Raw genomic sequence first — 14,741 nt, forward strand, 5'->3', positions numbered from 1 at the left:
ATTGTATTTTGCTTTATTTAAAAACTTAATTATCTTATTTCTATTTATTTCTTTCTACTATTATTTCTTTTACTCTTCTTTCCTCTATTTTAGAAATAGAAATACTTAAATCTTTATATACAAAAGATTCCCCAACTTTAGGTAAATATCCAAACGCCTTTATAACCCATCCATTAACAGTTTGTACTTCAAAGTCATCTATTTCTTCCTTCATGTTAAATTCCTCAAAAAAATCAGCTAGAGAAACACTACATACAACAGAATATTTACCTTCATCTAACTCTTTAAAATACTCCACAATCTCATCATGCTCATCCCATATTTCCCCTACTAATTCTTCTAATACATCTTCTAATGTTATAATCCCCATAGTTCCACCAAATTCATCTATAACTACAGCCATATGATTTTTAAGATATTGAAACTTCTTTAAAAGTTCTGATATCTTAGTATTTGAAGTTACATATACTATTGGTTTTATAATACTATCAATAGTAGCTTTCTTTTCATCTAATGCATCATAAAAATCTTTTTCATGGATTACTCCAATTATATTATCTATATTATTTTCGTAAACAGGAATTCTTGAAAATTTATTTTCCTTAAATACTTTTCTTGCTTCTTCTATTGTAGCTTCTTTAGATATTGAAATTAAATCAACTCTTGAAGTTAATATTTGATCTGCATCTAAATCATTAAATTCTATGGCTGAACGTATTAACTTACTTTCATGTTCATCAATTCCACCTTTTATTTCAGCTTCTTCTACAATAGTTAATAACTCCTCTTCTACTTCTATTGGGATTTCCTCAACTTTTATCACCTTAGAAATGGTCTTTTTCCATAATCCAAATAAAAAATTAAGTGGAGTAAATACAACCAATAATATTCTTAATATTGGCGTAGAAAACATTGCAAACCTTTCAGGACTCTCCTTTGATAAACTTTTAGGAGATATTTCCCCAAATATTAATACAACTATAGTCATAACGATTGTTGATATTGTTACACCTACATCTCCATAATATCTAGTAAAAACTATAGTCGCTATTGATGCTGATGCTATATTCACTATATTATTACCTATTAATATAGTTGAAAGAATACTGTCAAACTTTTTAGCAAGCTTTAATGTATTTTCTGCCTTCTTACTTCCATTTACAGCTAAGTTCTTTAATTTAATTTTATTTAAGCTAGAAAAAGCTGTTTCAGTAGCTGAAAAATAAGCTGACATAATAATAAGAATAGCAATAACAACAATTAATATCAGGGCATTATCATCCATTTAACTCATCACTCCATTTTATAAATATTTTATTTTACTAACAATATATGTTGTATAAATTAAAATATTATATAAAATAATCTCATTAAATTTAAATAAAAAAATAAAATAGACGAACTATTTTAATTCGTCTATTTTATCTCTACTATCTTTTAAATGTTACTTCTTTTTCTTCATTTGCACTTATAAATGACTTGCTTGGAATAGTTTTAGCTATAACCTTTCCTTCTCTTATTGAATATAAAACTTCAGCTCTTCTTCTAACTGCATCATAACCACTTTCAGCATTTAATAATATTAAATTACCTGGCTTTCCTATTTCTATTCCATATTCATCTTCAATATTTAAAGTTCTCGCACTATTAGTTGATATAAACTTTAATGATTCATTTATATCATCATAGCCCATCATTTGGCATACATGTAATCCAAAATGAACTACTTCAAGCATATTTCCTGTTCCCATTGGATACCATGGGTCAAATATATCATCATGTCCAAATGAAACATTAATTCCAGCTTCATTTAGTTCCTTAACTCTTGTAATACCTCTTCTCTTAGGATATGTATCAAATCTTCCTTGAAGGTGAGTATTAACTAAAGGATTTGAAACAAAGTTTATTCCTGACATTTTTAATAATCTAAATAACTTATATGTATATGCATCATTATATGATCCCATTGCTGTAGTATGGCTAGCTGTTACCTTATTCTTAAGTCCAGTTTCTAATGCTCTTGCAGCTACTACTTCTAAGAATCTTGATTGTTCATCATCTATTTCATCACAATGAACATCTACTAATACATCATACTTTTTAGCTAGTTCAAATATTTTATTAATAGACTCTACTCCATATTCTCTTGTAAACTCAAAGTGAGGTATAGCCCCTATTACATCTGCTCCTAACTTTATAGCTTCTTCTATTAATTCTAATCCGTTAGGATAAGAAAGAATTCCTTCTTGAGGGAAAGCTACTATTTGTAATGTAACATAATCCTTAACTTCTTCTCTTACTTCAACCATAGCTTTTAATGCAACTAAGCTTTCATCTGTAACATCAACATGAGTTCTTATAAATTGAATTCCATTAGCTACTTGCCATTCTATTGCTTTTTTAGCTCTAGTTTTAACATCTTCCTTAGTTAAAAATTCTTTTCTTTGAGACCATCTTTCTATCCCTTCAAAAAGAGTTCCACTTTTATTCCATTCTGGCTCTCCAGCTGTTAAAGTAGTATCTAAATGTATATGTGGTTCTATAAAAGGAGCAGAAGCTAAAGCTCCATTTCCTTCTATAATTTCTTCATCATTTATAACTTCTAAATTAGAATCTATTTCAGTAAATTTCCCATCTACTATTCTTATGTCAAATAATCCTTCTCTATCTAAAAGTCTTATATTTTTAATTAACATATTATCATCACCTTATTTATCAATTACTTTTGTTCCTATTACATAAACTACCATTGTTGTTAATATTGCATTTACAGCTATAACTCCAACTGTTACAACATTTGCAACAATAAATCCTGTTAAGAAAGCTACTATTGCTATCCAATTTACTTTCTTAAATTGCGCATTTTCAATATTATCATATTTTCTTTTCTTTATAAAGAAGTAATCTGCTATTATTATTCCACCAACTGGAGGTAACATTGAGTTTAAGAAAGTTAAGAATGCTGTAAAGTTATTGTTTAACCATATTGCTCCTACTGTTCCTATAAGTCCGCCTATGATTACCATTTTCTTTTTAGGTAACTTAGTTATGTTTGCTAATCCAAGCCCTGATGTATAAATTGCATTATCATTAGTTGTCCAAATATTTAATCCTAAAACTAATATTGCTGGTATTACTAATCCTTGTGAGAACATTACATCTGCTATATCAGAATTTCCTGTAACCATTGCTCCAACTGCTCCAAATAAGAACATTAAAGAATTTCCTATAAAGAAAGCTACTACTGTTGTACCTACTGCTACTTTTTTATCTTTTGAGAATCTAGCAAAGTCTGGAGTTGCTGTTCCTCCACTTATAAATGAACCAACACATAAAGTTACTGCTGTTACTAATGTCATTTTAGTAGTTGGTTCTATATTCATTAAACCTTGTACCCCACCTACAGAGTTAGTTGCCATTATTGCTGATGTACTTCCCAAAATTGCTATTGCTGGTACTGCTATTGCACTTAATATTGTTAAAGACTTCATTCCAAAATAAGCTGTTGCTGTCATTAATAATCCTGTTATTGCTACTAATACATATAAATTTATGTTAAATCTATTTGCTACTGGTATTGCAAACATAGCTATTCCAACACCAAACCATCCTATTTGTGTGATACTAGTTACAAATGATGCAACATATGAACCTTTTTCGCCAAATGAGTATCTAGCAAGTAAGTGCATCGAAAGTCCTGTGTCTGCTCCTATATATGCTAATAATCCTGTATAACACGCTAAAATTAAGTTTCCTAAAAATACTGCTATGAAAAACTCCTTTAATGATAAGCCTGTCCCTAAATTTCCTCCTGTTAACATACTAGCTGAGAAGAATGTAAATCCAAGCATAACAACGAACATCGAAAAGAATCCCTTTTTATCCTTACTATGTACATGAGTTAATGCATAATCATGATCCTCTTTACTAACCTTTGTCTCCATATTTAATTTTGCTTCCATTTTTAAATCTCCTTAAACATAAAATTTAAAAACCAGTGCCCAAGTTATAAAAAAACGACCTTTCTTTAATATAGAAAGGTCGTTACTACTTAAAATTAGATATTATAATAGAATTATATTATTATAATATCTAAAACTTCATCTGTCGTACAATATCCGACCTTTTTAATCTCTCTGGATTAAGTTTAAAGGACTAGTTTTCTTGAAGCTATTATATACTTACTTGTCGAATTAAGTCAACTCTTTTTTTTAATTATAAAAACACCTCCGGCTATTATCCATATAATGGATATTCCCCGGAGGTGATTACATTTTTTACAAGTTTTCTATTTCCTTCATTAACTCTTCAATAAGATCTTCTTCTTTAACTTTTTTAATTATTTCACCCTTTTTGAATATTAATCCTTCACCTTTTCCACCTGCGATACCAATATCTGCTTCTCTTGCTTCTCCAGGACCATTTACAACACAGCCCATTACTGCAACTTTAATATTTTTATCACAGTTCTCAAGTCTCTTTTCAACCTCTTCAGCAATCTTTATAAGGTTAATTTGAGTTCTTCCACAAGTTGGGCAAGATACAAATGTCATTCCTTGCTTTCTTAAACCTAAAGCAATTAACATTTCCTTTGCTACTTTGATCTCTTCTATTGGATCGCTAGTTAATGATACTCTTATAGTATCTCCTATTCCTTCTGCTAATAAAGTTCCTATTCCAAGTGTTGATTTTATAGTTCCTCTAAAGACAGTACCTGATTCAGTAACTCCTAAATGAAGAGGATAATTACATTTACTACTCATTAATCTATAAGCTTCAATCATCATAGGAACATCTGAAGACTTGATTGAAATAACTATATCATAAAAACCTAAGTCTTCTAATATTTTAACATGTCTTAATGCTGATTCAACAAGACCTTTAGCAGTTGGTTTCCCATCTCTCTCTAATATATCTTTTTCTAAAGAACCAGAATTAACACCTATTCTTATTGGAATATTCTTAGCCTTACAAGCTTCTGTAACAGCTTTTACTCTCTCTACATTTCCAATATTACCTGGATTAATTCTAATTGCACTAATTCCATTTTCAACACATCTCAATGCTAATCTATAGTCAAAATGTATATCTGCAACTACAGGCATTGGAGAACCTGCACAAATATCCTTTATTGCTTCGGCTGCTTCCATATCTGGAACAGCACATCTTATTATTTCACAACCTGCTACATGAAGAGCTCTTATTTGATCCAATGTAGCTTCTACATTTCTTGTATCTGTATTAGTCATAGATTGAATTGACACTGGTGAATCCCCACCAACATAAACCGATCCAACCTTAACTTTTCTAGTAAGTTTTCTTTCCATTTTTTCACTCCTATAAACTAATAGGGAATAATATATCCTTTAATGTTACTACTATCATAAATCCTATTAGCACCATAAATCCTACATAATTTACTGCTCCAACTATTTTATCTGGAACTTTTCTTCTAGTTATAAGTTCAATTAATAAAATAACTGTCCATCCTCCATCTAAGGCTGGGAAAGGTAATAAATTAAATACTGCTAAGTTAATGCTAAGGAAACCTAAGAAATATGTTAATGATAATAAACCACTTTTAGCAACTTCTGTTGACATTTTTATTATTGTAACTGGACCACCAACATCAGTCTTAAAGTTTACTTTTCCAGTAACCATCATTACTAAACTCTTATAAGTTTGAGTTACTAATGAAATAGTTTCATTAAATGACTCTTTAATTGACTGAATTATTGTTGGATTTTCAACAGGTGTATAAGAAAATCCTATTTGATATATTTGACTTCCATCTTCCTCAACTAATCTTGGAGTAACAGTAATATTTTCTTTATTGCCATTTCTATTTACTACTAAATCTACTGAATCACCTTTTGCCATTTGAATTCCCATTGAAATATCAGTAGTAGTAAATACCTTTGATCCATCTATACTTAATATTCTATCTCCAACCTCTAATCCAGCTTCTATAGCTGCAGAGTTATCAACTAATTTACTTATTACTGGTTCTGTATACCCCCTATTACTTATTATAATCGCAAATGCAATAATTGCAAATATAACATTCATTGTAACACCAGCTATTATAACACTAATTCTTCTTAATGGTGATTTGCTAGAAAAACTTCTCTCATCGTCAATATCTTCTTCTTCACCAAGCATTTTTACATATCCTCCAATAGGAAATAATCTTAATGAATATTGAGTTTCCTTCCCCTTTTTAGAAAAAATCTCTGGTCCCATCCCAATTGAAAATTCTTCTACTTTTATTCCATTAGCCTTAGCCATAATAAAATGTCCTAACTCGTGAACAATTATTAATAAACTAAAACCTAATATAGCCATTATAATATACACTTACTTCACTCCTAACTCCCATTTCATTCTTATATACTCTCTAACCTTTTTATCTAACTCTATAATATTATCTAGAGTTAATTCATCATAATAATTTTCTTTAAATACGTTCATACATTCTTCTATTATTTCTGCAATTTGTAAGAATTTTATTTTTTCCTTTAATAATAAAGCTACAGCCTCTTCATTAGCACCATTTAATATTGTAGGTGCTAACCCTCCAATTTTACCTGCTTCATATGCAAATCTTAAACATTTAAATGTTTCTAAATCTGGCTTTTCAAAAGTTAATGCACCTAATTCATAAAAATTAACTGGATTTGCTATCATAGCTTTTCTTTCTGGATAGTTTAATGCATATTGAATAGGTAACCTCATATCTGGAGATCCTAGCTGAGCAATAACGCTAGCATCCTTATATTCAACCATAGAATGAATTATACTTTGTGGATGAACAATAACTTCAATATTATCATAGTCACAATCAAATAAGAAATGAGCCTCTATAACTTCTAGTCCTTTATTCATTAATGTAGCTGAATCTATAGATATTTTTTGTCCCATGTTCCACTTTGGATGTTTAAGAGCTTCTTTAACTGTTACATCTTTCAAGTCCTCAATAGTCTTTCCTCTAAATGGACCTCCAGATGCAGTTAGTAATATCTTGTTTATATCTTTATTTTTATATCCACTTAAGCTTTGGAATATAGCACTATGTTCTGAATCTACAGGTAATATTTTTACGTTGTTTTCCTTTGCCTTATTCATGACAAGTTCTCCAGCAACAACTAATGTTTCCTTATTAGCTAAAGCTATATCTTTTTTGGCTTCTATTGCTGCCATTGTAGGTTTTAACCCTATCATACCCACTACTGACGTTACTACAGTATCAATTTCTTCTAAAGTTGCAACTTTAATCAATCCATCTATACCATTAAAAACTTGTATATTAGGATATTCCTTACTACAAAATTCCTCAATAGACTTAGCTGAATTTTCATCCATCATAGCTACATATTTAGGTTCAAATTCTCTTATTATTTCCTTAATCTTATCAACGGAAGAATTTGCAGTAATCCCAATAAGATTAATTTTTTCATCTGAATTTCTTATTACATCTAGAGTCTGAGTTCCTATGGAACCCGTTGCCCCTAAAATTGAAATATTTTTCATTAATACCTCCTATAATGTTCCTTCGTATATTATATCTTTTGCAATTAAACAGTATATAGGTCCTATTAATAATCCTATTATTCCGAATACTTCTGCACCTATATACATTGAAAGCATTACTACTAATGGATGGATATCTAATTTAGAGCTAAGAAACTTAAGTTCTAATATTTCTCTTACTACTTGCAATAATAAATATAATGCTATTAATCCAACTACTAGTAAGTATTCCTTCATTATTATATTGTATATTATAATTGGAATAAATACAATTATAGTTCCTACATATGGTAATATATCTAATATACCACATACAAAACCTAAAAATATAGCACTAGGAACTCTTAAAATTTTAAATCCTATAATAGTAATAATCATACATATGATTACTAACTTTAATTCAATTTTTACTACTTCTCTCAAATTATTCTTTTTTACTCTTATAGTATCTACAATATCATAAGGTAATAAACAATTTAATAATCTTAAAAATAATTTTTTATCAATCAAAATAAAATACACACAGATATTTGCAATTATGTAAGATAGAATACCTTGCCCTGTTACTGCTAAACCACTTTTAAAAGTTAAGGAAGTTAAACTATGTGAATTACTTGTTATTATTTTTTCTATATCAATATTAAATACCTTACTAAGATTTTCTATAAACTCTTTTATTCCATCTAGATGTTCACTATAAAAACTTTGTACTAAATCTATTATAGAGTTTCCAAAATAAAATATAAAACAAAATAAAAATATATTTATTATTAAAATAGTCAAAGCCCCAGTAATCTCTTTTTTATTAATTACCTTTTTTATAATATCGTATACCGGTGTTGATATAACCATTAAAACTAAAATAGTCATAAAAGGCTTAAAATAATTTTTTATTATAAATGTTATAATTACAAATATTAATAATAAAAATAATAAATCAACTAATGTCCTATATTGATAATGTTTTTTATACCCATTATATAACCTCATTTTTCCTCCTAATTTAAATTAATCTCGCAACATATTACATTATTAATTTATTAGCATGTCTTGTAATTTAGACTATATTTCAATTATAAAACACAAAAGGATACAAGAGTTAAACTATTGTATCCTAATCTTATTAAATTCCTACTATAAATGTTAAATAGTAAAAAACAACTACTGCATTAAACAAAATAGAGTCAAATCTATCTAATATACCACCATGTCCTGGAATAAGATTACTATAGTCTTTTAGACCAACAAATCTTTTAATAGATGATGCAACTAAGTCTCCAAATTGGCCCATTATTCCACATAGCGCTCCTATTAAGAAGAAATGAATTATATTTACTTGTGGAACATATGCACTAACTGCTATACCAAATAATCCACATCCAAGAGTAGCACCTAAAAATCCACCAATTGAGCCTTCAATTGTTTTCTTAGGGCTTACCTTTGGACAAAGTTTATGCTTACCAAAGAATCTACCAAAATAGTAGGCTACTGTATCAGAAAGCCATGATCCAATAAATATTAGCCATACTAAAAATTGTCCACCAACTTTTTCATTAACTAATAGAATAAAGCTGAATAATATTACAACATAAATAAATCCTAAAAAAGTTATAGCTACATCTACAAATGAATATTTTAAATCAATTATAGGTATTATTAATGCTATTACCATAGATATAACTAAAATATACATCATCTTTTCAAAATCATTATTCAATGCATAATAAATAACCAGTAATATATAACTAATTATAGGAATACTTTTTATTTCCTTTGTCTTTAATGCATTATAGAACTCATATAATCCACATACAGATAATGCTATAGTAAATAACTTTAGTGGTAATCCACCTAAAAGTACAAAAATCAATAACGGAGCAAGTACAATAGCTCCTAAATATCTACTATTTAACTTCAAACTTCTAACCTCCTTTAACTATACTCCACCATATCTTCTATCCCTATTTTGATAATCATATATCGCCTGTTGTAAATCTCTTTCACTAAAATCTGGCCAATTTACATTTGAATACCAAAATTCTGAATATGCACATTGCCATAATAAGAAATTACTTATTCTTTGCTCACCTGAAGGTCTTATTATTAAATCTGGATCTGGGCAATTATTTGTATATAAATAATCTGAAAATCTTTCCTTTGTAATATCTCCTTTATTTATCTTCCCATTTTCAATATCAGTAACTATATTTTTTACAGCTCTTACTATTTCATCTCTTCCCCCATAATTAAAGGCAACATTTAATACTAATCCTGTATTATTTTTTGTTAACTCTATAGAATCTTCAATTTCTTTTCTACATTCCTCTTGAAGTTGACTTATATCACCTAAAACTCGTAATATAACTCCATTTTTATGTAGCTCTCCAACTTCACTTTTTAAATACTGAACTAATAATTTCATTAAAGCATTAACTTCATCTTTTGGTCTTTTCCAATTTTCAGTTGAAAATGCATATAAGGTGATAAATTTTATGCCTAATCTATCAGCTTCTTTCACTATTCTTCTTATAGTTTCAACTCCTGCTTTATGTCCCATAGTTCTAGGCATGTTTCTTTGCTTTGCCCATCTTCCATTTCCATCCATGATTATTGCTACATGTTGAGGAATATTTTTCTCATCTAACTCTATATTTAATTCTTCATTATTCTTACTAGCTTTAAAAAAATTAAACATTTCCTTTCTTGCCTCCAATTTACTTTATATAAAACCCGTATCCTAAAGTTTTTCTTAATTATTAAAATACTTTTTTAATTTTAAAATATAAATTCTTTTTTATTATTAACTAGCTAACTTTAACACAGTAAGTCATAATTTTATCGCATTAGTTAAAACTTAGAATTTCAATTAAGAAAAAAACCTGCTAAATAGCAGGTTTTAAATTGACATAATCTCTTTTTCCTTAGCTACAACAAGTGAATCTATTTCTTTAACAAATTGATCTGTTTTCTTTTGAACAGCTTCTTCACCTTTTTTAACTTCATCTTCTGAAATATGTCCATCCTTTTTTAATGCCTTAATCTTTTCATTAGCATCTCTTCTTATAGATCTAATTGCTACTTTAGCATCTTCACCTAACTTTTTAACATTCTTAACAAGATTTTTTCTTGTTTCCTCTGTTAATTCAGGAACTAATAATCTAATTATAGATCCATCGTTAGATGGGTTAATTCCTAGGTCAGATTTTAAAATTGCTTTTTCTATATCCTTTAATAATGACTTATCCCAAGGAGTTATAACTAACATTCTTGGCTCTGGAGCAGAAATATTACCAACTTGTTCGATTGGACATAATCCACCATATGCTTCTACTTGTATTCTATCAAGCATCTTTGGATTAGCTCTACCAGCTTTTAATGTTGTTAAATCTGAAGTTAAAACAGAAATAGTCTTTTGCATTTTTGACTCTGCTGTACTTAATAATTCTTTTATCATATAATCCTCCCTATTATTTAGATACTATTGTACCTATTTTTTCTCCTTCCATTACCTTTTTGATATTACCTTCTTCACTAATACCAAAAACTAATATTGGAATATTATTATCCATACATAATGTAGTTGCTGTTGTATCCATTACTTGTAATCCTTGTTCAATTACTTCCATATATGTTAGTTTATCATATTTTTTAGCATCTGCAAACTTATTTGGATCCTTATCATATACACCATCAACATTTTTAGCAAGTAAAATTACATCTGCTTCTATTTCAGCTGCTCTTAATGCTGCAGCTGTATCAGTTGAGAAATATGGATTTCCTGAACCAGCCCCAAAAATCACAACTCTTCCCTTTTCTAAATGTCTAACAGCTCTTCTTCTTATAAAAGGTTCCGCTATTTCTTTCATTTCTATAGCAGTTTGTACTCTTGTTTTAACTCCTATACCTTCTAAAGCATCTTGAAGTGCTAATGCATTTATACAAGTAGCTAACATTCCCATATGGTCTGCTGTAGTTCTGTCCATACCTTCACCAGTTCTACCTCTCCATATGTTTCCGCCACCTACAACTAAACCAACTTCAACATCCATATCTACTAAAGTCTTAACTTCTCTTGCAATTCTTCCTACTATATCAAAGTCAAATCCAAATCCATTTGCGCCTGATAAAGCTTCACCTGATATCTTTAACATTACTCTCTTATATTCAATATTTGCCATTGTAATCCCTCCTGCTATATATGTACTCTTTTCCTTAAAAAAAGAGAACACCAAAGTGTTCTCTTGATATTACATACCCATAGTCTTAGCAACTTCTGCAGCGAAGTCTTCTTCAACTTTTTCGATACCTTCTCCTCTTTCGAATCTAGCGTATCTTGTAACAGTTATTGGAGAACCAACTTCTTTAGATTTTTCTTCTAAGAATTTAGATATTGACTTATCTCCATCTTTAACCCATGCTTGATCTAAAAGACAAACTTCTTTGTAGTACTTTTGAATTCTTCCCATTACCATTTTTTCAACGATATTTTCTGGTTTTCCTTCATTTAATGCTTGAACTCTGTAGATTTCTTTTTCTTTTTCTAAAGCTTCGTTATCTACTTGTTCTCTGCTTAAGAATAGAGGATTTGCAGCAGCAACTTGCATACAAACTTCCTTAGCAACTTCTTCTAAAGCAGCAACGTCTGTAGATTCACTAGCAACTTCAACCATAACACCGATTCTTCCACCACCGTGGATGTAGCTAGCTATAGCTCCGTTTTCTATGTTGAATTTAACAAATCTTCTTACTGTCATGTTTTCGCCTAATTTTGCGATTAAAGCTGTTAAAGCTTCAGTTACAGTAGATTCACCATCAAATTTTTCAGCAACTAATTCTTCAACAGTTGTAGCTGAAGTGTTAGCAGCCATTTCTGCAACTTTTGTTGCAAATGAAACGAATTCTTCGTTAGCAGCAACGAAGTCAGTTTCACAGTTAACTTCTACCATAGCAGCAGTTTTCTTGTCAGCTGAAACGAAAGTCTTAACGATACCTTCAGCAGCAACTCTACCAGCTTTTTTAGCAGCAGCAGCTAATCCCTTTTCTCTTAAAAATTCAACAGCTTTTTCTATGTTTCCTTCTGTTTCAACTAAAGCCTTTTTGCAGTCCATCATTCCTGCACCAGTCATTTCTCTTAATTCTTTAACTGATTTAGCAGTTATCATTATTGAATTCCTCCTTAACATTAAATGTAAACCATATTTTAGGTTAAAAGGTAAATGAAGTTTCCCTCACCTACCTCTTAAAATTATTATTCAGCTAATTGTTCGCCTTGTCTTCCTTCGATGATTCCATCAGCTAATTTAGCAGTTATTAATTTAACAGCTCTGATAGCATCGTCGTTTCCTGGAATTACGTAATCAACTTCTTCTGGGTCACAGTTAGTATCAACTATAGCTACTACTGGGATTCCTAATATTTTAGCTTCTGATATAGCGTTCTTTTCTTTTCTTGGGTCAACTACAAACATAGCTCCGATGTTGTTAACATCTAAGTTAGTGATACCACCAAGGTTAGTTTGTAATTTTTCCATTTCACCTTTTAACTTGATTACTTCTTTCTTAGGTAAAACATCAAATGTTCCATCTTGTTCCATTTGTTGTAATTCTTCTAATCTCTTAATTCTAGTTTTGATAGTTTTGAAGTTAGTTAACATACCACCTAACCATCTGTTGTTTACGAAGTGCATGTTTGATCTTATAGCTTCTTCTTGGATAGCTTCTTGAGCTTGCTTCTTAGTTCCAACGAAAAGAATGTCTTTTCCTTCAGTTGATACTTCTCTGATGAAGTTGTAAGCTTCTTCTACCTTCTTAACTGTCTTTTGAAGATCTATTATATATATTCCGTTTCTTTCTGTGAATATATATGGAGCCATTTTAGGGTTCCATCTTCTTGTTTGGTGTCCAAAGTGAACGCCTGCTTCTAATAATTGTTTCATTGATATTACTGACATTTTGTTACCTCCTGGTTTTTCCTCCACAGCCTTCATTCTTATAAAGCTTCCTAAAATTAGGCACCAACTTTATAAATTAGGATGTGTGCGTATTTATTTACCTAGGTTAGTATATCATAAGCTTTATATCCTAGCAACATATTTTTTGCATATTTTCTCTTTCACGTCATAAAACTATAAATTTATTATATTGTTAGCATAAAAAACTCATTAACTCCTAACACTTTAAAAGATTCACTATATATTATATCCCAATTTAAAAATATAAAACTAAATTTAATTATCTATCCCTTTATTTACTTAATTTTTCTTTTGTTTTTATTACATCTTTATAATAAAAAAATAAGCTATACTTTTGTATAGCTTATTTTTTATCTTATCTTATTTAACTCTTCTACTAATTTTTCATTTAAAATCTTAATATGAGTTCCTTTCATTCCTAAAGATCTTGATTCAATTACACCTGCACTCTCAAATTTTCTTAAAGCATTTACAATAACACTTCTTGTTATTCCAACTTTATCTGCAATCTTAGATGCAACTAATAGACCTTCATTTCCTTCTAACTCATTGAATATATGCTCTACAGCTTCTAACTCTGAATAAGATAAAGTTCCAATAGCTAATTGAACTACAGCTTTCTTTCTAGCCTCTTCTTCTAATTCATCTTGTTTAGCTCTTAACATTTCCATTCCAACTATAGTTGTACTATGTTCTGCTAATACTAAATCTTCATCCGTAAATTCTTTTCCAAATCTTGCTAAAAGCAATGTTCCCATTCTTTCACGATTTCCTACTATCGGCACTATAGTAGATACTTTATTTGAAACTTCACAAGCACCTTCTCCTTTAAATACACAATTACCATTACTCTTAGAATTTGCTAGAGTTTCTGTAATCTTTAATAGACTTTCATTATATCCTAATGGAAATCTACCTTCTTCTAAAACATACTTTTTCATTATTCCGCACTCAAAGTCTGTTGAAAAAGTATGTCCTAAAACTTTTCCTTTTCTACTAATTATATATACGTTACATGCTAATACTTCACTTAAAAGCTTGCATATATCATCGAATACTACTGGATCTGCGCCACCCTTTTGTAGTATTTTATTTAATCTTCTAGTTTTATTTAATAATGATGACAATTAAATACTCCCCCCATCATAACCTTTATCACTCAATTGTTAATTTTCAAAATTATCAAAATTTTGAGATATTATTTCTTAATCTTATACTATCATATAAGATTTTTTTTTAC

The 14,741-nt window shown here is 29.4% G+C and carries 14 protein-coding genes; all 14 read right to left on the reverse strand.

Annotated features, from left to right (window positions below; translation table 11 throughout):
* Window positions 1–40: 40 nt before the first annotated feature.
* Window positions 41–1,285, reverse strand: a complete 1,245-nt coding sequence (locus tag I2E98_RS08035; protein WP_195468430.1) for a hemolysin family protein — start codon at window positions 1,283–1,285, stop codon at window positions 41–43.
* Window positions 1,286–1,430: 145 nt separating this feature from the next.
* A complete protein-coding gene (locus I2E98_RS08040; RefSeq protein WP_195468431.1) occupies window positions 1,431–2,696 on the reverse strand; it encodes a cytosine deaminase in 1,266 nt (421 codons plus the stop codon).
* A 12-nt stretch (window positions 2,697–2,708) separates the two neighbouring features.
* Window positions 2,709–3,962: a cytosine permease gene (codB, locus tag I2E98_RS08045; protein WP_195468432.1), complete on the reverse strand. Its 1,254-nt coding sequence runs from the start codon at window positions 3,960–3,962 to the stop codon at window positions 2,709–2,711.
* 315 nt (window positions 3,963–4,277) lie between these two features.
* A complete protein-coding gene (gene ispG / locus I2E98_RS08050) occupies window positions 4,278–5,327 on the reverse strand; it encodes a flavodoxin-dependent (E)-4-hydroxy-3-methylbut-2-enyl-diphosphate synthase (protein ID WP_195468433.1) in 1,050 nt (349 codons plus the stop codon).
* Window positions 5,328–5,337: 10 nt separating this feature from the next.
* Window positions 5,338–6,357, reverse strand: coding sequence for an RIP metalloprotease RseP (gene rseP / locus I2E98_RS08055; protein WP_195468434.1), 1,020 nt, complete (start codon window positions 6,355–6,357; stop codon window positions 5,338–5,340).
* Window positions 6,358–7,530: a 1-deoxy-D-xylulose-5-phosphate reductoisomerase gene (locus I2E98_RS08060; protein WP_195468435.1), complete on the reverse strand. Its 1,173-nt coding sequence runs from the start codon at window positions 7,528–7,530 to the stop codon at window positions 6,358–6,360.
* 9 nt (window positions 7,531–7,539) lie between these two features.
* Window positions 7,540–8,520, reverse strand: a complete 981-nt coding sequence (locus I2E98_RS08065) for an AI-2E family transporter (RefSeq protein WP_195468436.1) — start codon at window positions 8,518–8,520, stop codon at window positions 7,540–7,542.
* A gap of 133 nt (window positions 8,521–8,653) precedes the next feature.
* A complete protein-coding gene (locus I2E98_RS08070) occupies window positions 8,654–9,448 on the reverse strand; it encodes a phosphatidate cytidylyltransferase (RefSeq protein WP_195468437.1) in 795 nt (264 codons plus the stop codon).
* Window positions 9,449–9,466: 18 nt separating this feature from the next.
* Window positions 9,467–10,225: an isoprenyl transferase gene (locus I2E98_RS08075; protein ID WP_195468438.1), complete on the reverse strand. Its 759-nt coding sequence runs from the start codon at window positions 10,223–10,225 to the stop codon at window positions 9,467–9,469.
* A 201-nt stretch (window positions 10,226–10,426) separates the two neighbouring features.
* On the reverse strand, window positions 10,427–10,984 hold the full coding sequence (frr, locus tag I2E98_RS08080; protein ID WP_195468439.1) for a ribosome recycling factor: 558 nt from the start codon (window positions 10,982–10,984) through the stop codon (window positions 10,427–10,429).
* Between the two features lie 13 nt (window positions 10,985–10,997).
* Window positions 10,998–11,708, reverse strand: a complete 711-nt coding sequence (gene pyrH, locus I2E98_RS08085; protein WP_195468440.1) for a UMP kinase — start codon at window positions 11,706–11,708, stop codon at window positions 10,998–11,000.
* A gap of 69 nt (window positions 11,709–11,777) precedes the next feature.
* Window positions 11,778–12,692 (reverse strand): translation elongation factor Ts, encoded by a 915-nt coding sequence (gene tsf, locus I2E98_RS08090; protein WP_133014183.1) that lies wholly within the window; start codon window positions 12,690–12,692, stop codon window positions 11,778–11,780.
* An 86-nt stretch (window positions 12,693–12,778) separates the two neighbouring features.
* Window positions 12,779–13,480, reverse strand: coding sequence for a 30S ribosomal protein S2 (gene rpsB, locus I2E98_RS08095; RefSeq protein ID WP_195468441.1), 702 nt, complete (start codon window positions 13,478–13,480; stop codon window positions 12,779–12,781).
* A 371-nt stretch (window positions 13,481–13,851) separates the two neighbouring features.
* A complete protein-coding gene (codY, locus tag I2E98_RS08100; protein WP_195468442.1) occupies window positions 13,852–14,628 on the reverse strand; it encodes a GTP-sensing pleiotropic transcriptional regulator CodY in 777 nt (258 codons plus the stop codon).
* Window positions 14,629–14,741: the final 113 nt, after the last annotated feature.

This window comes from Clostridium sp. D43t1_170807_H7, from assembly GCF_015555905.1.
Classification (GTDB): Bacteria; Bacillota; Clostridia; order Clostridiales; family Clostridiaceae; genus Clostridium.